The following is a 19,633-nucleotide window of genomic DNA, read 5'->3' as shown; positions in this document are numbered from 1 at the left end:
GAAAATTATGGTATAATAGAATGAAAAGACCTTTTTAGTAAATTTTGAAAGAGTATAACATGAGAAAAATTGTCATCAATGGTGGACGTCCATTGCAAGGTGAGATCACCATTAGTGGTGCTAAAAATAGTGTCGTTGCACTTATTCCAGCTATTATCTTAGCAGATGATATTGTCACTTTAGATTGTGTTCCAGATATTTCAGACGTTGCTAGTCTTGTCGAAATCATGGAGATCATGGGGGCATCTGTTAAGCGTTATGACGATGTCTTGGAGATTGATCCAAGAGGCGTTCAAAACATTCCAATGCCGTATGGCAAGATTAATAGCTTGCGTGCTTCTTATTATTTCTACGGAAGTCTTTTAGGGCGCTTTGGCGAAGCTACGGTTGGACTTCCTGGTGGATGTGATCTGGGTCCTCGCCCGATTGACCTTCACTTAAAAGCCTTTGAAGCTATGGGGGCTAAGGTGAGCTACGAGGGAGATAATATGAATTTATCTGCCCAAGGTAAGGGTCTTCATGGAGCAAGTATTTACATGGACACCGTTAGCGTTGGTGCAACGATTAACACCATGATTGCCGCGGTCAAAGCAAAGGGACGTACTGTCATTGAAAATGCGGCCCGTGAACCAGAAATCATTGATGTGGCTACCCTTTTGAACAACATGGGGGCCCATATTCGTGGTGCCGGTACTGATATTATCATTATTGATGGTGTTGAGACGCTTCATGGGACTCGTCACCAAGTCATTCCAGACCGTATTGAAGCTGGAACTTATATTTCACTTGCTGCCGCGGTTGGTAAAGGTATTCGTATTAACAACGTTCTTTATGAGCATCTTGAAGGCTTTATCGCCAAACTAGAGGAAATGGGCGTTCGTATGACGGTCTCTGAGGATAGTATCTTTGTTGAAGAGCAGTCAGACTTGAAGGCAATCAATATTAAAACTGCTCCTTATCCTGGTTTTGCAACTGATTTGCAACAGCCTATCACGCCACTTTTATTAACAGCTCAAGGCCGTGGAACGATTATTGATACCATTTACGAAAAACGTGTCAACCATGTCTTTGAGTTAGCAAAAATGGATGCGGATATTACGACTACGAATGATCACATTATCTATAAAGGTGGTCGTACCTTGCATGGAGCAAGTGTTAAAGCTACTGATTTGCGAGCTGGTGCTGCACTTGTCATCGCTGGCTTGATGGCTCAAGGCCAGACTGAAATTACAAATATCGAGTTTATCCTTCGTGGCTACTCAGATATTATTGAAAAATTACGTAGTCTTGGAGCAGATATTACACTCGTCGAAGACTAAACCATTGAGGTGATTATGAATATTTGAACCAAATTAGCAATGTTTTCTTTCTTTGAAACGGAGCGCTTGTATTTGCGTCCTTTCTTTTTTAGTGACAGTAAAGCCTTTTATGAGATTGCTTCTGATCCAGAAAATCTGCAATTTATTTTTCCCAGCCAAGCAAGTTTAGAGGAGAGTCAATATGCTCTTGCCAACTATTTTATGAAGGCTCCTCTAGGTGTCTGGGCAATTTGTAATCAAGACAATCAGGAAATGATTGGTTCCATCAAATTTGAAAAAATCGACGAAATCAAGAAAGAAGCAGAAATCGGTTATTTCTTAAAAAAAGATGCTTGGTCGCAAGGTTTTATGACAGAGGCTGTTAGCAAACTCTGTCAACTTTCCTTTGAAGAATTTGGTTTAAAACAATTATCCATCATCACTCATCTGGAGAATCAAGCTAGCCAAAAAGTAGCCTTAAAATCGGGATTTAGTCTCTTCCGACAGTTTAAGGGGAGCGATCGCTATACACGAAAAATGAGGGACTATCTTGAATTTCGTTACGTAAAAGGAGATTTCAATGAGTAAACACCAGGAAATTTTGTCTTATCTGGAAGAGTTACCAATTGGGAAGAGAGTTAGTGTTCGTAGTATTTCAAATCACCTAGGTGTTAGTGATGGAACAGCCTATCGGGCTATCAAAGAAGCTGAAAATCGTGGCATCGTTGAGACTCGCCCCCGCAGTGGAACCATACGTGTCAAGTCAAAGAAAGTAGCTATCGAACGGCTAACCTATGCAGAAATCGCAGAAGTGACTAGCTCTGAGGTTTTAGCAGGTCAGGAAGGGTTAGAGAGAGAATTTAGTAAATTTTCTATTGGCGCCATGACTGAGCAGAATATCCTCTCTTATCTCCATGATGGAGGCCTTTTGATTGTAGGTGACCGTACTCGCATTCAACTTTTAGCGCTGGAAAATGAAAATGCAGTCCTTGTGACTGGAGGTTTCCATGTCCAAGATGATGTATTGACTCTTGCCAATAAAAAAGGTATCCCTGTTCTGAGAAGTAAGCATGATACCTTTACAGTTGCAACCATGATTAACAAAGCTCTCTCAAATGTTCAGATTAAAACTGACATTTTAACAGTCGAAAAACTCTATCGTCCGAGTCATGAGTATGGCTTTTTGAGAGAAACGGATACAGTCAAAGACTATCTAGATTTGGTACGTAAGAATAGAAGTAGCCGTTTCCCAGTCATTAACCAACACCAAGTGGTTGTTGGAGTTGTTACCATGCGTGACGCGGGAGATAAGTCACCTAGTACGACGATTGACAAGGTGATGACGCGAAGTATCTTCGTAACGGGTTTGGCAACTAATATTGCCAATGTCAGCCAACGAATGATAGCTGAAGACTTTGAGATGGTTCCCGTTGTTCGAAGTAACCAGACTCTACTTGGGGTCGTAACTCGAAGAGATGTCATGGAAAAAATGAGCCGTTCTCAGGTTTCAGCTTTGCCGACTTTTTCAGAGCAAATCGGGCAAAAACTTTCTTATCATCATGATGAAGTCATCATTACTGTTGAGCCCTTCATGTTGGAGAAAAATGGTGTCCTTGCTAATGGAGTCTTGGCTGAAATCCTCAACCATATGACCCAAGACCTTGTTGTCAATAGTGGGCGCAATCTCATCATAGAGCAGATGTTGATTTATTTCTTGCAGGCTGTGCAGATAGATGATACTTTGCGGATTCAGGCTCGGATTATTCACCACACGAGACGCTCAGCTATTATTGATTATGATATTTATCATGGTCATCAGATTGTTTCAAAAGCAAATGTTACAGTAAAAATCAATTAGAATCTAGGAGAAAAAATGATAACTTTAAAATCAGCACGTGAAATCGAAGCCATGGACAAGGCTGGTGATTTCCTAGCTAGTATCCATATCGGCTTACGTGATTTGATTAAGCCAGGCGTGGATATGTGGGAAGTAGAAGAGTATGTTCGTCGTCGTTGTAAAGAGGAGAATTTCCTTCCTTTACAGATTGGCGTGGATGGGGCAGTCATGGATTACCCCTATGCCACCTGTTGCTCTCTCAACGACGAAGTAGCTCATGCTTTTCCACGTCATTACATCTTGAAAGATGGCGATTTGCTCAAGGTAGACATGGTACTTGGTGGTCCGATTTCCAAATCAGACCTCAATGTATCTAAACTCAACTTTAACAATGTTGAGCAAATGAAAAAATACACCCAAAGCTATACTGGTGGTTTAGCAGACTCATGTTGGGCTTATGCGGTTGGTACACCGTCTGAAGAAGTGAAAAACCTGATGGACGTGACCAAGGAAGCTATGTATATAGGGATTAAGCAAGCAGTTGTCGGCAATCGTATCGGTGATATCGGTGCGGCCATTCAAGAATACGCTGAAAGTCGCGGTTATGGTGTCGTACGTGATTTGGTTGGTCATGGAGTTGGTCCAACTATGCACGAGGAACCAATGGTCCCTAACTACGGTATTGCAGGCCGTGGACTCCGCCTCCGTGAAGGAATGGTGTTGACCATCGAACCCATGATCAATACTGGGGATTGGGAAATTGATACAGATATGAAAACTGGCTGGGCTCATAAAACCATCGATGGTGGCCTATCTTGTCAATATGAACACCAGTTTGTGATTACAAAAGACGGTCCTGTTATCTTGACAAGTCAAGGTGAAGAAGGAACGTATTAAAACGAAAGGAGCATAGCTCCTTTTTTATATTTAGTTTAGATAAAATAGACAAGCGTAGCAAAGTTGTCACAAATTTTTTCTTTTGTAGTAAAATAAGATTAGAATTTTTTGAAAGTAGGTAATTCATTGGAATCTATTATATTTTTAGTATCGGTTTTTTTAGCCGGCATTCTGTCTTTCTTTTCACCCTGCATCTTCCCTTTGCTACCAGTCTATGCTGGTATTTTACTGGATAATCAGGGAAATTCGAAAAGCTTTCGCTTTTTTGGAAGAGACGTTGCATGGTCTGGTTTAATTCGAACCTTGTGCTTTATTGCAGGAATCTCCCTCATTTTCTTTATTTTGGGATTTGGAGCTGGATTCCTAGGGCATATGCTCTATGCTGATTGGTTTCGTTATCTTATGGGGGCAGTCATTATTCTCTTGGGCCTTCACCAGATGGAAATTTTGCATTTCAATAAACTGGAAGTGCAAAAAACAGTCACCTTCAAACAATCACAGTCGAATCACTATCTGTCAGCCTTCTTGCTTGGGATAACCTTTAGTTTTGGTTGGACCCCTTGTATCGGACCGGTTTTAAGTTCGGTCTTGGCTCTTGCAGCTTCAGGAGGGAATGGTGCTTGGCAAGGAGCTATACTAACCTTAGTGTATACATTGGGAATGGCCCTACCTTTCATCGTTTTGGCCTTGGCTTCGGGCTGGATCATGCCCTATTTTAGTAAATTAAAACCCCATATGATCCTACTAAAGAAAATCGGGGGAGCTTTGATTATTTTGATGGGCTTGTTATTGATGCTAGGGCAGTTAAATGCCTTGTCAGGAATTCTTGGATAAAAGGAGAAAAAGATGAAAAAAGTTATTTTTGCGGGATTGAGCCTCATGTCTTTATTGTTGTTGATTGCCTGTGGCGAAAAAGAAACCAAACAAACGGAAAGTCCCAAACAGCCCGCTGTACAACAAATCGCAGTAGGAAAGGATGCGCCAGACTTCACTCTGCAGTCTATGGATGGCAAAGAAGTCAAGTTATCAGACTATAAGGGCAAAAAAGTCTATTTGAAATTCTGGGCCTCTTGGTGTGGACCATGTAAAAAAAGCATGCCTGAGTTGATGGAATTAGCTGCCAAACAAGATCGAGACTTTGAAATCTTGAGTGTCATTGCACCTGGTCTGCAAGGTGAAAAAACAGTTCAAGACTTTCCAAAATGGTACCAAGAACAAGGCTACAAGGATATTCCAGTTCTATATGATACGCAAGCAACTACCTTCCAAGCCTACCAAATTCGTAGTATTCCAACAGAATACTTGATTGACAGTCAAGGTAAAATCGGAAAAATCCAATTTGGTGCTATTAGCAATGCTGATGCAGAAGCAGCTTTTAAAGAGATGAAATAAATTAAAGAATACGAAAAAAATCGCGAAGAATCGCGATTTTTTTATAGTTTTTCATTGATAAAGCGGATGAATTGGTTCCACCAAACTTTTAAGAAGAAGGCTTTTTCAACTTTTTTTTCAGAAACCATTTCAAAAGATGGTTTTTTAGAAGTGAGGTAGCCTTGACCGATTAAATCCTGGTCATCATAGGTTAGAGTACCGACAACCTTTCCTTCTTCCAAAGGAGCAGTTTCTGATGTTGATTTTGGTGTGAATTGAAGAGCTGATGTAGTTCCGCTTCCAACTCGTTGGACAACTGCAATATCTGACTTAGCGACTGCAGGCACGCTGTCTTCTTTTCCATCAAGGACAGTAACCTTACTATCATTGTATGCTTCACCTTTCTGAACAACAGTTTTTAAGGCAAAGTTTGCAGAAATATAATCTAAAAGTGCAGAAGTTGCAGTAAAACGCGCATAAGGGTTGGTATCTTGTTGATCTGCATTCAAAACAACCGTAATAATACGCATCCCTTTTTCGACAGTGGTTCCAACGAATGAAGCGCCAGCTTTATCAGTAGTACCTGTCTTTAGTCCATCAATACCACCACGATAGGCTGGCATTCCCTCCAACATATAGTTGGTTGAGTGGATTTCAAGTCCTGCAAAGGTAGAAGTTGGTTTTTTGGTGATCTCCAAAACTTGAGGATAATCTCGGATGAGGTTACGAGCAACGATGGCAACATCGTAAGCACTAAGTTTATTTTCTTCGTCTTTCTTAGAACCTGGATAGATGTTATCTCCAAGAGTCTCGTTGTTTAATCCAGTTGTGTTTACAATAGTTGCATCTTGGATTCCCCATTCCAAAAGTTTCGCCCTCATTTTGTCAACGAAGTCTTTCTCAGAACCGGCAATCTTTTCTGCTAGCGCAATTGCAGCACTGTTTGCACTGGATACCATTGTAGCCTCTAATAGTTGTTCAACAGTATAATTTCGAGCTTCCATTGGGACGTTACTCGCCTCAGAATTAGTTGTAAGTTTGTAAGGATAGTCCGAAATATCAACAGGTGTAGATAGGCTGATGGTTCCTTGTTCCAAGGCCTCATAAACCAAATAAACTGTAACCAGTTTGGTAATAGAAGCAATTTCTACGGGCTGATTTGCATCTTTCTCATAGAGGATTTTTCCAGTTGTAGCCTCGACAGCAATGGCATGTTTAGCAGCAACATCAAAACTTTGAGCTGAAACAGTAGAGATAGTGCCAAAAGTAAGAAGTGTTAGTAAGGATATAATTATTTTTTTCATATTAGCTTTATTTTATCATAAAGCAAAAAAATATTCTCGCTTTTTTACTAAAGCCAACTTATCTTTTTCAGAAATATGGTAAAATAGATAGAAGGAGGATAGTTATGTTCCGTAGAAACAAATTATTTTTTTGGACAGCCGAAATCTTACTATTAACCATTATTTTTTATCTTTGGAGAGAGATGGGGTCCATCATTACTCCCTTTGTCACAGTTATCAATACGATTATGATTCCATTCTTATTGGGGGGATTTTTCTACTACCTGACAAATCCAATCGTAACCTTCTTGGAGAAAAGATGTAAGATCAATCGTTTGATTGGTGTCTTGGTCACTCTTTGCGCCTTGATTGGAGCCATCGTGGTTGGTGTAGTTTATCTCTTACCTATTTTGATCAACCAGCTGACAAGTTTGATTATCTCTAGCCAAAATATCTACAGCAGACTGCAGGACTTGGTTATTGATTTATCGATGAATCCTATTTTCCAAAATATTGATATCCAAAAAACCATTCAACAGTTAAATCTATCCTATGTTGATATTCTCCAAAATATCCTTAATAGCGTCAGCAATAGCTTAGGAAGTGTCCTTTCTGCTTTATTTAGTACGATCCTCATTCTAATTATGACTCCGGTCTTCTTGATCTATTTCCTACTGGATGGCAACAAATTTTTACCGATGTTGGAACGAACAGTTCTCAAACATGACAAGCTGAACCTAACCAGTCTCTTGAAAAACTTGAACGCAACTGTAGCAAGATATATCAGTGGAATTGCGATTGATGCTGTCATAATCGGATGTTTGGCCTATGTGGGTTACAGTGTTATTGGTTTAAAGTATGCCTTAGTCTTTGCTATTTTTTCTGGAATTGCCAATCTGATTCCATATGTTGGTCCAAGTATTGGTTTGATTCCGATGATTATTGCAAATGTATTCACCGATCCTCAACGGATGTTAATTGCAGTTGTCTATATGCTGATTATTCAACAGGTTGATGGCAATATTCTCTACCCTCGTATCGTTGGAGGGGTTATGAAAGTTCATCCAATCACCATTTTAGTCCTTCTCTTACTATCAAGTAATATCTACGGTGTGATTGGCATGGTAGTAGCAGTACCTAGCTATTCTATCTTAAAAGAAATTACTAAGTTCTTTGCGAAATTGTATGAAAATCATAAGGAAGCCAAAGAACAAGAAAAAACAGAATCAGTTTAAAAATCAGGGAAACCTGGTTTTTTTACTTATATAAATAAGCTTTAAAACTAAAATATCATAGAAAAGAGGATCTTGATAAGAAGCGTAAGAAAGGGATCCCATAAGATTTAGATTAATTAACAAAATATGTGTAAAACACTTGCAATTTAGCTGAAATTTGATAAAATAGTAAGGAAAGTTAGACTGTATTGCCTACTGTCTATCTATAAAATATATTTTATTGGAGGCTTTTACTCAAATGGCAAAAGAAAAATACGATCGTAGTAAACCACACGTTAACATTGGTACTATCGGACACGTTGACCACGGTAAAACTACCCTAACTGCAGCTATCACAACTGTTTTGGCACGTCGCTTGCCTTCATCAGTTAACCAACCTAAAGACTATGCGTCTATCGATGCTGCTCCAGAAGAACGCGAACGCGGTATCACCATCAACACTGCGCACGTTGAGTACGAAACTGAAAAACGTCACTACGCTCACATCGACGCTCCAGGACACGCGGACTACGTTAAAAACATGATCACTGGTGCCGCTCAAATGGACGGAGCTATCCTTGTAGTAGCTTCAACTGACGGACCAATGCCACAAACTCGTGAGCACATCCTTCTTTCACGTCAGGTTGGTGTTAAACACTTGATCGTCTTCATGAACAAAGTTGACTTGGTTGACGACGAAGAGTTGCTTGAGTTGGTTGAAATGGAAATCCGTGACCTTCTTTCAGAATACGATTTCCCAGGTGATGACCTTCCAGTTATCCAAGGTTCAGCTCTTAAAGCTCTTGAAGGTGACACTAAGTATGAAGACATCGTTATGGAATTGATGAACACAGTTGATGAGTACATCCCAGAACCAGAACGTGACACTGACAAACCATTGCTTCTTCCAGTCGAGGACGTATTCTCAATCACTGGACGTGGTACAGTTGCTTCAGGACGTATCGACCGTGGTACTGTTCGTGTCAACGACGAAATCGAAATCGTTGGTATCAAAGAAGAAACTTCAAAAGCAGTTGTTACTGGTGTTGAAATGTTCCGTAAACAACTTGACGAAGGTCTTGCAGGAGATAACGTAGGTGTCCTTCTTCGTGGTGTTCAACGTGACGAAATCGAACGTGGACAAGTTATCGCTAAACCAGGTTCAATCAACCCACACACTAAATTCAAAGGTGAAGTCTACATCCTTACTAAAGAAGAAGGTGGACGTCACACTCCATTCTTCAACAACTACCGCCCACAATTCTACTTCCGTACTACTGACGTTACAGGTTCAATCGAACTTCCAGCAGGTACTGAAATGGTAATGCCTGGTGATAACGTGACTATCGACGTTGAGTTGATCCACCCAATCGCCGTAGAACAAGGTACTACATTCTCTATCCGTGAGGGTGGACGTACTGTTGGTTCAGGTATGGTTACAGAAATCGAAGCTTAATTCGATTTAGTTCCCAGAAGAACAATTATTTAAGTCAGACACTAAAAGAATCTTGCTTTGCAAGGTTCTTTTTTTATTCAAATTATCTTAGAAGGTCTTCTAGTATAGCGATATGATAGATTTTTTGGTATAATAAAGGTTATGGAAATCGAAAAAACCAATCGCATGAATGCGCTTTTTGAATTTTATGCTGCGCTTTTGACAGATAAGCAGATGAATTATATTGAACTCTACTATGCAGATGATTACAGTCTTGCGGAGATTGCTGAAGAGTTCGGTGTTAGTCGCCAAGCTGTTTATGACAATATCAAGCGGACAGAAAAGATTTTAGAAGACTATGAGATGAAATTGCACATGTATTCAGACTACATTGTCCGCAGTCAGATTTTTGATCAGATCTTGGAGCGCTATCCTAAGGATGAGTTTCTTCAGGAGCAGATAGAAATTTTAACAAGCATTGATAATCGGGAGTAATCATGGGTAGTCTAGTTATTTATCAAGGATTACCTTGCAAACTATTAGCCGCAGAGGAACCATTTCCTACTCGACTACAGATTATCTCGCCCAATGATATCTCTAAAGCTATGCAAATAGGTTTTAGCTGTTGGGGATATCCAAATGAAATCATGAAAGAAATCACACCCGAAGAACTTGAGTGTTTGCAACATTTCGGACGATTTCCACTGAATTGAGTAAATAGGAGAAAAAAATGGCATTTGAAAGTTTAACAGAACGTTTGCAGAACGTCTTTAAAAATCTACGTAAAAAAGGAAGAATCTCTGAGGCTGATGTCCAAGAAGCAACCAAAGAAATTCGTTTGGCCTTGCTGGAAGCCGACGTTGCTTTGCCTGTTGTAAAGGACTTTATCAAGAAGGTTCGTGAACGCGCAGTCGGACACGAGGTCATTGATACCCTTAATCCAGCACAACAGATTATCAAAATCGTTGATGAGGAATTGACAGCCATTTTAGGTTCTGATACTGCTGAGATTATCAAGTCATCTAAGATTCCTACGATTATCATGATGGTCGGTTTGCAAGGGGCTGGTAAAACGACTTTTGCTGGTAAGCTGGCTAACAAACTCAAGAAGGAAGAAAATGCACGTCCTTTGATGATTGCGGCGGATATTTATCGTCCAGCTGCCATCGACCAGTTAAAAACACTTGGACAACAGATTGATGTTCCTGTTTTCGCTCTTGGAACAGAAGTACCAGCTGTTGAGATTGTTCGCCAAGGTTTGGCGCAAGCGCAGGCCAACCACAACGACTATGTTTTGATTGATACGGCAGGGCGTTTGCAGATTGATGAGCTCTTGATGAATGAGCTTCGTGATGTTAAGGCCTTGGCTCAACCAAATGAAATCCTGCTCGTCATTGATGCCATGATCGGTCAGGAAGCGGCCAATGTCGCTCGTGAATTCAATGCTCAATTGGAAGTAACTGGTGTCATCCTTACCAAGATTGATGGGGATACTCGTGGTGGTGCGGCCCTATCTGTTCGTCACATCACTGGAAAACCAATCAAGTTCACTGGTACGGGTGAAAAGATTACAGATATCGAAACCTTCCACCCAGATCGTATGTCAAGCCGTATCCTTGGTATGGGGGATATGCTGACCTTGATCGAGAAAGCTTCTCAGGAATACGATGAGCAAAAAGCTCTTGAAATGGCTGAGAAGATGCGTGAAAACACCTTTGATTTCAATGATTTCATCGATCAATTGGATCAGGTGCAAAACATGGGGCCGATGGAAGACTTGCTCAAGATGATTCCAGGTATGGCTAACAATCCAGCTCTTCAAAATATGAAGGTGGATGAGCGCCAGATTGCGCGTAAACGTGCCATCGTGTCTTCTATGACTCCTGAAGAACGTGAAAATCCTGATTTGTTAAATCCAAGTCGTCGCCGTCGTATCGCTGCTGGTTCTGGAAACACCTTTGTTGAAGTCAATAAATTTATCAAGGACTTTAACCAGGCTAAACAGCTCATGCAAGGTGTCATGTCTGGTGATATGAACAAGATGATGAAGCAAATGGGAATCAATCCAAATAACCTTCCTAAAAATATGCCAAATATGGGAGGAATGGATATGTCTGCCCTTGAAGGCATGATGGGACAAGGCGGCATGCCAGATATGTCAGCTCTTGGAGGAGCTGGAATGCCAGATATGAGCCAGATGTTTGGTGGAGGACTTAAAGGTAAAATCGGTGAATTTGCTATGAAACAGTCAATGAAACGCATGGCTAACAAAATGAAAAAAGCGAAGAAGAAGCGTAAATAGTCTATGCAAAGAATTGCTAGTTCTTCACAATTCATAAACTTATGTAGACAAGAGAGGGAACTTTGGTTCCCTTTTTTTACTAAAGTTTCAAGAAATATAATGTTTATATAATAGAAATTTCATGCTAACAAAAGAAGTTCGTTATTTCTATACCTAAACAAATAGTTTGAAAACTGAAATAATAAAAATTTATTTTAACCGGATATTATTTGAGTTTTATAAATAATAAAGGTATAATAGTACTGTATAACTTAACATTATATAAATAGGAATTTTAAGGAGTAGGAAGATGAAAAAAGTTTTGATGATGGCTTTTCTCACATTAACGATACTGTTTGGTTTCTTTTTTAATATGGAATCCAAAGTATCTGCTACAGAACATGCGGATGTTATTACCCGCGCGTATTTAGCAGATGAGAAGGGCAATGAACTAAACTCTCCAAACATAGACCAATGGCAACAATTTCGTCTAACAGTTGATTTCAATTTACACAATAATAAAGTAATGGCGGGAGATACTACTGTTGTAAAATTACCAGATGTACTTTATTTGCCTGTAACAAGTAACTACGATATAAAAGATCAGGATGGACATTTAGTTGCTAAAGCTGTAGTCGATCGAGAAACAAAAACTGCGACTATTACATATGAACCTTATGTTGAAACGCATTCAGATGTCAAAGGAACTTTTTATTTTTATGTACGTGTCAATCACGATCTTGTAAAAACTGCAAAGGAAATTCAGATCGATATTACAGTTAGTGGGAAAATTTATCCTGCAGGTAAGGTTAATTTCAAAGGCATTGGACAACCTATAAAGGATAACCTAAATAAGGTTGGTTGGCAAGATGCAACTGAACCAACTATCGGTCGTTATTCCATCTCTGTCAATCGCAGTGGTAAACCAATGACGGGTATTAAAGTGGTAGATGTACTTAAAATACCAAATGCTAGCTACAAACAAGAAACTTTTAAAGTCTATAAAGGAAATTGGGTGTTCCGTAATGGAGATTGGTTCTTAGACAATTCCGTTGATATTACTGCACAGACTCCGATAACATTTAATGCAGACAACTTCTCAGTCCAGTTGCCTGACTTGTCTGCGAACGAAGGTATTTGGATCAGTTACGCTGTTCAATTGCCTTATGTTCCAGTTGAAGGAGAACAATTCTCTAATGATGCCACTTTAACTACAACAAATGGTATAGAAGAAACTTATAAATCTGTCTATATCATCTATTCTGGAAATGGTAAAGCTGAAGGTTATACCTTTAAGGTTCAGATTAAGAAGGTTTCTGAAGATGGTTCTGCCTTGAAAGGCGCTCAGTTCGATGTGATTCGTGATCGTTCTGGTCAAGTTGTTGCAAAAATTGAAACAAACGAGCAAGGTATTGCTGAAGTAGGAAATCTCTTGAAGGATACCTATACTCTAAAAGAAACAAAGGCTCCAACTGGTTATGATTTAGCTGAAGATGTTAAGGTCAAGCCAGAAGACTTTGATACTACTTATAGATTAGCTACTAAAACAATTGTAGATAAGAAAACAGTCCCTGCACAAGCTCAATTAACAGCAAAGAAACTGTTAGTTGGTCGAAATTTAAAAGATGGTGAGTTTTCATTTTCTTTAAGTGACGCAAATGGGACAGTGATAGAAACTATTAAGAATAAGGCAAATGGGAACATCGACTTTACTGCTCTAAACTTTAATAAAGCAGGCATTTATAACTACACTATTCGTGAAGTAAAAGGCGATGAGAAAAATATCACTTATGATCCAAGTGAAATCAAAGCAACGATCACAGTAGTCGAAAACAATGGTAAATTGGTTGCTTCAGTTTCGTATGAAGGTGGAAAGAATACTTTTAAAAATACTTATACTCCACCGAGCACTCCTCCTGGTGGAAAGGAAGAGTTGCCTAAAACAGGTACGAATGACACTAGAATCCTTGTTTTTGTAGGTCTTATTAGTCTTGTAATTGCTAAATTCTTATTATTTCAGAAACGTGACTAATTGACAAATCTTAATTCATATAAAATAGTATTGTAAAAATCCTTTTTTAGATATAGAAAAACCTATTGAAACTTATATTTCAATAGGTTTTATAATGACTGGAAAAGTAGCGGTGAGTGATAATTCATATTCAAGGGTGAATGATAATGAGGAAAGAAGAGGTGATAGGTGAGTTTGAATATAATAATGTTTTTACCATGTTTATGAGTTATCTAACGATAATGTGAGAATTATTAGTGAATCAAAGAGAGGCATGTCTATAGATAATACCAAACTGTTAAAAAGATAATAGTTTTAAAGAGTGAAAAATAGTTTTTGGTGCTAAATTGGTGCTATTAAGAAAATAAAAACGCTGAAATTATTGATTTCAAGCGTTTTCTTTTGAATAACTTACTCTACTCCCACTCGATAATTTCCATAGCATATTTGTTTCTCTTTTTCTATATCAGTATTTCTTTAGCTCCTATTTTTAGTTGTTTTTATACCTATTTTTCGTAGTTTTTGAATTATTTAGTATCATATCAGTATCAAGAGTGATACTGAAAGATTTGTTAAGATTTCGACAAGCTGTTGTAGTTATTCATATTCTGACATTAAATTTTATTACCTAACCCGAGATGTATTCAAGTGCAGCATTATATGCAATATTATATATTTTTCTAGAATAAAATGGACCTATATAATTAGCTCTTTGTAAATCCTCTTCGGTTGATTTAAGAATATCTTCTATAGTTTTAATTCCAATTTTTTGAAGCTCATCTTTTTTATGTTGAGTTAAATCTAATATGTCCAATGGTCTTTTCAATATATTATTTAATACCAAAAACATATCTTCTGATGCATTTTCTAAACTAATACTCTTATTTATATCATTAAAAGCTGGCGAATTTTTACCATACTCTGTATAAATTTTAATGGATAGATTATCAAATATTTCCTTACTTCGTTCAACCACAGAAGTTGTCCCTTCACTAGCAACCACAACTCCTAGATTCAATTGATATCTATCATAAACTTCTCCACGTACCTTTGTTCCTTCTGTATGTAACCTAATAATTCCTGAATACTCAAGAATTCTAACAGAAGATTTTACTGATTCTGGAGCATCTTTGTGTATAGCAAAAAAAATTGTTTTCTTATTATTCTTTTCATTTTTATTCTTTGTTTCTTCTAAAACATCCCTTTCTATAAATGTCCTTCCCCAATCTATCATTTCTTTGTGCCCTGAATAAAATGATGACAATTTAGTGTGTTCTTGCCAAATTTGAACACGATAAAAATCTTTTATTGTTGAACTAACGTTATTTTTTTTAAAACTTTTAAATCCTTCACTAGCTTGTTCTATACTCTTAAGTAAAAGCCTTGGATTTCCATCACAACACATGATTAACGCATCAAAACATTGCCCCTGACTTTCTAGTTTTTCTATAAACTTAACATCATCTATTTGACACTTAACCATCTCTCTCATACTATTAATGTAATTCTTATCATTAATGTTTCTTTCAACTACCACACTATTAACATCATGAAATAACTGAAGTGTAGAATAATAGCTTATTCCTGGGTAAACAGCCGCCTTACAACAAATATACGGACTTCTCAAATCTCTAAACATGCTAAAAAATTCTCTTTGTTGCCTAGGTATAAAATTATGACAAGCCTCATCAAAAAAGAATATGACTTTTTCAACCGAAAACTTAACACAAAAATTTTTTATAATTTCTTTTATAAAATCGATGTCATCTACTACTCTAAAGTTTAATTCATCTATCCCTAATATTTCCACAATTTCCGTTTTCGAAATTTTTTTCTGATCTCTCCATGATCTTTCCAAAACTGTTATAAACTTATCAAGATTGCTTTCGCTTGATTTTTCGCGGTTAAATAACATTTTAAATGGATCACTATTTGCCGTAATAATACCCTTTTCAAGGATTGCATTTCTAAATTCATTCAATAGTTTCGCATACATCCAATACTGAAAATTTTTATTGTCAAAAGGATTATTAACAAGCATACTTTTGCTAAAACTCAAATATACCGGCAATACTTTTTTAGCAGAATATTCGCTATTCAACTCACTCTCAGCCACTTTAATCAGCATAGTCTTTCCAATTCCTCTACTCCCTATAAGCAATAATTGAGAACTAGACTTTAAATTATTTATAATATTTCTGTCTGATTTTGTTTCAACATATATTTTTTTTATTTCACTTAACTTAATATCTTCTGTTCTTATAATGAAATTTGTACTCATTTAAATTACCTCATATTCCGTTAATAAAGCATCCACTCTGTTAGTAAACTCATCAGGATGGTTTCCAAATCTAATACTTGTTCCAACAATAAGTAATGAAAGTATCTCTTTACACATTTTTAAAATATTGTCGCATATGTCTTTATTATATTTAACTTGAAAATCTTTTAATTGTTTCAAGTATTCATCTTTTCCATGAACATATTCTGAACATTCTCTGTAACAACTATTTATAGCGGAATTAAAAGTTCTGAAATCACCTTTTAAAAATAATTCCCAATACTGATTAATTAATATACCGTCATTTTCTTTATTAAATTCACTCCAAATAATATCTCTTTTATTGTTTTTCCAAAGTAAATACGCATAATTATTATCCTTAAATTTAAAAAGAGAAATCCCCATTTCTAAGATACATCTTAAGCTAATATAACTCTGTCTATAAAAACCTTGCAAACAAAAATATATTGATGCAAACGCATCATGTGTTATCTCCTTTAATAATTCATCAAATCCAAAATCTTCCCCTCGTTTTTGATAACAATTAATTAATAAGTATACTTCCGAAATAATATTTATATTTTCGTCAATAGCACACAAAAAATTTTCATCTATTTGACTTTTTTGTATCAACAAACTTTCTTTAATTTCAATTCCCATAACCCCTCCATTCTTTACCATCAAATTCCATAATATCATCTAAGCTACAATCCAATACCTTGCAGTTCTTCCCAAGGACTTCCACAGTAACATTCTCATTTTTATTAAGCTTATTTATCGTGTATGTACTGACACCTGCAAGTTCTGCCAATTCTTTCTTCTTCTTCATATAAATAAATTCTCCTCCAATAAACAATTCACCTAAATTCTACAACTCCCTTTTGAACCTACTCTTGGGACTTTTTAGTATGATAAATTGTAAAATATAGTGCAACAAAAAAACTCATAGTGTTTCAAAAAAAACTCATAGCGTTTCATTGGTGTAAACTGTAAGTAACCACACAAACAGAACCCGAGGAAAAACTATGAGCTACTCCCATCTTACCATAACTGACCGAATAAAGATAGAATCCTACTTGGAATTAGGTTTGAAACCTTGCCAAATTGCAAGTAAACTTGGCGTCCATAAGTCTACCATTTCAAGAGAGTTAAGACGATGCCAAAATGCTTATTCTGCAGCCTTAGCACAGGAACAGTACAACCATAGGGCTAAGCAAAAAGGTCGGAAGCCTTGTTTGACACCAAAGTTGAAAAAGGAAATTGAGGACGGTTTAAAATCCTCCTGGTCGCCTGAACAGATTTGGGGTCGCTATCAGCTTGAACAAAAGCCAATGGTCGCTTTTAAAACCATATATAACTGGCTCTATGCTGGTTTGATTGATCTGGATTTAAGCATTCTTCGCCGAAAGGGCAAAACTCGACAACCCAAAGAAACACGTGGGACATTTAGGATTGGTACGTCGATTGCCAAACGTCCTAAAGAGGTTCGGCAATCGTAAAACTTTCGGTCACTGGGAGCTCGATACTGTGGTGTCTTCCAGAGGCAAAAGCAAGGGGTGTTTAGCGACTTTTCTAGAACGAAAAACACGCTTTTACTTAGCTTTCAAGATACCAGATAGAACAGCCAAATCCATGTTTTCAGCCATCGAACAACTTTGTAGGCTATTTCCAAAAGAGGCTCTTAAAAGCTTCACCTCAGATAGGGGAAAAGAGTTTGCCTGCTATCCTCTGGTAGAGAATTTAGGAATTTCCTTTTTCTTTGCGGACGCCTATTCATCCTGGCAGAGAGGAAGCAATGAAAACGCAAATGGCTTACTAAGAGAATATTTCCCAAAGAAAACAGATTTAGCTGCTATCTCTGATGAGGCTTTGAACAAAGCCTTATATGATATCAATCACAGACCACGAAAATGTTTAGCTTACAGAACAGCTTGTGAAGCTCTAGTGGATGAGTTTGAGTAAATGTTGCACTTATTCTTGCAATTTATCGTATCAAAATAGTATCACTAAGACAGTTTTTACGCTTTTAAATCGCTAAAACCCTGCGTTTTCAACGGTTCTATAGCAGAAACATATTCGTTACCGTTACTCCCACTCAACGGTTGCAGGTGGTTTACTTGTGATATCGTAGACGATACGGTTAACGTGATCCACTTCATTTACAATACGTACAGAAATCTTTTGAAGGACATCCCAAGGAATTTTGGCAAAGTCAGCTGTCATACCATCGATAGAAGTGATTGCACGAATGGCGATTGTGTAATCATAAGTACGACCATCACCCATAACACCTACTGAACGAACGCCTGTGTTGACAGTGAAATATTGCCAGATATCGCGGTCAAGACCAGCTTTGGCAATTTCTTCACGAAGGATTGCGTCTGATTCACGGACTGTTTCAAGTTTTTCTTCAGTGATTTCACCCATGACACGGATCGCAAGTCCTGGTCCTGGGAATGGTTGGCGCCATACGATGTGGTCTGGCATACCAAGCTCTGTACCGAGGGCACGAACTTCGTCTTTATAAAGAGTGTTCAATGGTTCAATCAGTTCAAACTGCATGTCTTCTGGAAGACCACCCACGTTGTGGTGTGATTTGATGGTTTGAGCAGTATCTGTACCAGACTCAATCACGTCAGTATAAAGAGTTCCTTGAGCAAGGAATTTTACATCTTTTAGCTTACTTGCTTCGTCATCAAAGACATAAACAAACTCATTACCGATGATCTTCCGTTTTTGTTCAGGGTCAGAAATGCCAGCAAGTTTGTCAAGGAAGCGTTTTGCAGCGTCTGCTTTGACGATATTCAAACCAAACTTACCACCAAGCATCTCCATAACTTGGTCTGCTTCCCCTTTACGAAGAAGACCGTGGTCTACAAAGATACAGATTAATTGATCGCCGATTGCTTTCTGGAGAAGAACGCCAACGACAGAAGAGTCAACACCACCAGATAGACCGAGAAGGACACGTTTGTCTCCAACAGTTTCACGGATTTTTTGAATCTGCATCTCGATAAAGTTATCCATTGACCAGTCGCCTTTAGCCTTACAGATATTAAGGGCAAAGTTGCGAAGGATATCATTTCCATAGACAGAATGGCGAACCTCTGGGTGGAATTGAATACCATAGATGTGCTTTTCTGGGTTTTCAATAGCTGCATAAGGACAGTCAGCAGAAGTTCCAGTACGAACAAAATCAGCAGGAATTTCTGTTACAGCATCGCCATGGCTCATCAAAACAATCTGTTCTTCTGGTGTACCTTCAAAGAGGGCAGAAGGAGTGTGAGTAAGTGGGGATTGACCATACTCGCGGTTTCCAGCATCACCTGCTGGGACAACCTTACCTCCAAGTTTGTGGTTAAGAAGTTGCATACCATAGCAGATTCCCAAAATTGGAATACCAAGTTCAAAAATTTCTGGGTCAATATCAAATGATCCCTCTTCATAAACAGAATTTGGTCCACCTGAGAGAATGATTCCTACAGGGTTAATCGCACGAACCTCTGTAGCTGAAATCTTATGGCTTTTTAGCTCTGAAAAAACACCAATTTCACGGATACGGCGTGAAATTAGCTGGTTGTATTGGCTACCATAGTCCAGTACGATGATTTTTTCGACATCTTGCAAATCAGTTGAAATCTTGCTCATCTTTTTCCTTTCTCAAAAGAAATATCTTTTTCAATATTTTATCACAAATGAGGGCGAATTACCAACTAAACAAGGCA

At 38.0% G+C, this 19,633-nt stretch carries 17 protein-coding genes and 1 pseudogene; 13 read left to right on the top strand and 5 right to left on the bottom strand.

The window, feature by feature from the left end; genetic code table 11:
• The first annotated feature begins 59 nt into the window (after positions 1–59).
• From MK409_RS03380 to sdbB, 6 genes are all read left to right on the top strand, one after another.
• Complete coding sequence (locus MK409_RS03380) at positions 60–1,319, top strand: UDP-N-acetylglucosamine 1-carboxyvinyltransferase (protein ID WP_268705334.1); 1,260 nt, start codon at positions 60–62, stop codon at positions 1,317–1,319.
• A 39-nt stretch (positions 1,320–1,358) separates the two neighbouring features.
• Positions 1,359–1,886, top strand: a complete 528-nt coding sequence (locus MK409_RS03375) for a GNAT family N-acetyltransferase (RefSeq protein ID WP_268705333.1) — start codon at positions 1,359–1,361, stop codon at positions 1,884–1,886.
• On the top strand, positions 1,879–3,156 hold the full coding sequence (gene spxR / locus MK409_RS03370; protein WP_268705332.1) for a CBS-HotDog domain-containing transcription factor SpxR: 1,278 nt from the start codon (positions 1,879–1,881) through the stop codon (positions 3,154–3,156). Before MK409_RS03375 ends, spxR begins: the two co-directional genes overlap by 8 nt.
• 15 nt (positions 3,157–3,171) lie before the next feature.
• On the top strand, positions 3,172–4,032 hold the full coding sequence (locus tag MK409_RS03365; RefSeq protein ID WP_000631560.1) for a methionyl aminopeptidase: 861 nt from the start codon (positions 3,172–3,174) through the stop codon (positions 4,030–4,032).
• A 126-nt stretch (positions 4,033–4,158) separates the two neighbouring features.
• On the top strand, positions 4,159–4,866 hold the full coding sequence (gene ccdA2 / locus MK409_RS03360) for a thiol-disulfide oxidoreductase-associated membrane protein CcdA2 (protein WP_268705331.1): 708 nt from the start codon (positions 4,159–4,161) through the stop codon (positions 4,864–4,866).
• A gap of 12 nt (positions 4,867–4,878) precedes the next feature.
• The gene (sdbB, locus tag MK409_RS03355; protein ID WP_125418020.1) at positions 4,879–5,424 is read left to right on the top strand and encodes a thiol-disulfide oxidoreductase-associated lipoprotein SdbB; all 546 of its coding nucleotides are present in this window, start codon (positions 4,879–4,881) and stop codon (positions 5,422–5,424) included.
• A 41-nt stretch (positions 5,425–5,465) separates the two neighbouring features.
• On the opposite strand, the gene pbp3 is transcribed toward sdbB, so the two are convergent.
• Complete coding sequence (pbp3, locus tag MK409_RS03350; RefSeq protein WP_268705330.1) at positions 5,466–6,707, bottom strand: D-alanyl-D-alanine carboxypeptidase PBP3; 1,242 nt, start codon at positions 6,705–6,707, stop codon at positions 5,466–5,468.
• Positions 6,708–6,811: 104 nt separating this feature from the next.
• Between pbp3 and MK409_RS03345 the strand changes: the two genes are divergently transcribed.
• The 6 genes from MK409_RS03345 (at position 6,812) to MK409_RS03320 (ending at position 13,648) form a co-directional block, all read left to right on the top strand.
• Positions 6,812–7,921, top strand: a complete 1,110-nt coding sequence (locus MK409_RS03345) for an AI-2E family transporter (protein WP_000489820.1) — start codon at positions 6,812–6,814, stop codon at positions 7,919–7,921.
• A 238-nt stretch (positions 7,922–8,159) separates the two neighbouring features.
• Entirely contained in the window at positions 8,160–9,356 is a 1,197-nt protein-coding gene (gene tuf / locus MK409_RS03340) for an elongation factor Tu (protein ID WP_061409157.1), read from the top strand.
• Between the two features lie 141 nt (positions 9,357–9,497).
• Complete coding sequence (locus MK409_RS03335) at positions 9,498–9,830, top strand: putative DNA-binding protein (RefSeq protein ID WP_061409159.1); 333 nt, start codon at positions 9,498–9,500, stop codon at positions 9,828–9,830.
• A gap of 2 nt (positions 9,831–9,832) precedes the next feature.
• Entirely contained in the window at positions 9,833–10,048 is a 216-nt protein-coding gene (locus tag MK409_RS03330) for a hypothetical protein (protein ID WP_000535219.1), read from the top strand.
• A gap of 17 nt (positions 10,049–10,065) precedes the next feature.
• Positions 10,066–11,637: a signal recognition particle protein gene (gene ffh, locus MK409_RS03325; RefSeq protein WP_268705329.1), complete on the top strand. Its 1,572-nt coding sequence runs from the start codon at positions 10,066–10,068 to the stop codon at positions 11,635–11,637.
• 289 nt (positions 11,638–11,926) lie between these two features.
• Entirely contained in the window at positions 11,927–13,648 is a 1,722-nt protein-coding gene (locus MK409_RS03320) for an Ig-like domain-containing protein (RefSeq protein ID WP_247925480.1), read from the top strand.
• A 607-nt stretch (positions 13,649–14,255) separates the two neighbouring features.
• Here the strand turns inward: MK409_RS03320 and MK409_RS03315 are convergent.
• From MK409_RS03315 to MK409_RS03305, 3 genes are read right to left on the bottom strand one after another with little or no spacing between them, the layout of a single operon-like run.
• Positions 14,256–15,908: a hypothetical protein gene (locus tag MK409_RS03315; protein ID WP_247925479.1), complete on the bottom strand. Its 1,653-nt coding sequence runs from the start codon at positions 15,906–15,908 to the stop codon at positions 14,256–14,258.
• Positions 15,909–16,568 carry a hypothetical protein gene (locus MK409_RS03310; protein ID WP_247925478.1) on the bottom strand — a complete coding sequence of 220 codons (660 nt, stop codon included), beginning with the start codon at positions 16,566–16,568 and terminating at the stop codon, positions 15,909–15,911. It lies immediately after the preceding gene.
• Positions 16,558–16,737: a helix-turn-helix domain-containing protein gene (locus MK409_RS03305; protein ID WP_247925477.1), complete on the bottom strand. Its 180-nt coding sequence runs from the start codon at positions 16,735–16,737 to the stop codon at positions 16,558–16,560. Before MK409_RS03305 ends, MK409_RS03310 begins: the two co-directional genes overlap by 11 nt.
• Before the next feature lie 196 nt (positions 16,738–16,933).
• Between MK409_RS03305 and MK409_RS03300 the strand changes: the two are divergent.
• Positions 16,934–17,870, top strand: a pseudogene (locus MK409_RS03300) (IS30 family transposase).
• 123 nt (positions 17,871–17,993) lie between these two features.
• Here the strand turns inward: MK409_RS03300 and guaA are convergent.
• The gene (gene guaA / locus MK409_RS03295; RefSeq protein ID WP_247925476.1) at positions 17,994–19,556 is read right to left on the bottom strand and encodes a glutamine-hydrolyzing GMP synthase; all 1,563 of its coding nucleotides are present in this window, start codon (positions 19,554–19,556) and stop codon (positions 17,994–17,996) included.
• Positions 19,557–19,633 lie beyond the last annotated feature (77 nt).

The organism is Streptococcus oralis (assembly GCF_026782375.1).
Taxonomy (GTDB): domain Bacteria; phylum Bacillota; class Bacilli; order Lactobacillales; family Streptococcaceae; genus Streptococcus; species Streptococcus oralis_CL.
Note: the sequence above shows the minus strand (reverse complement) of the source record. Positions and strands in the feature narration are given on the sequence as shown.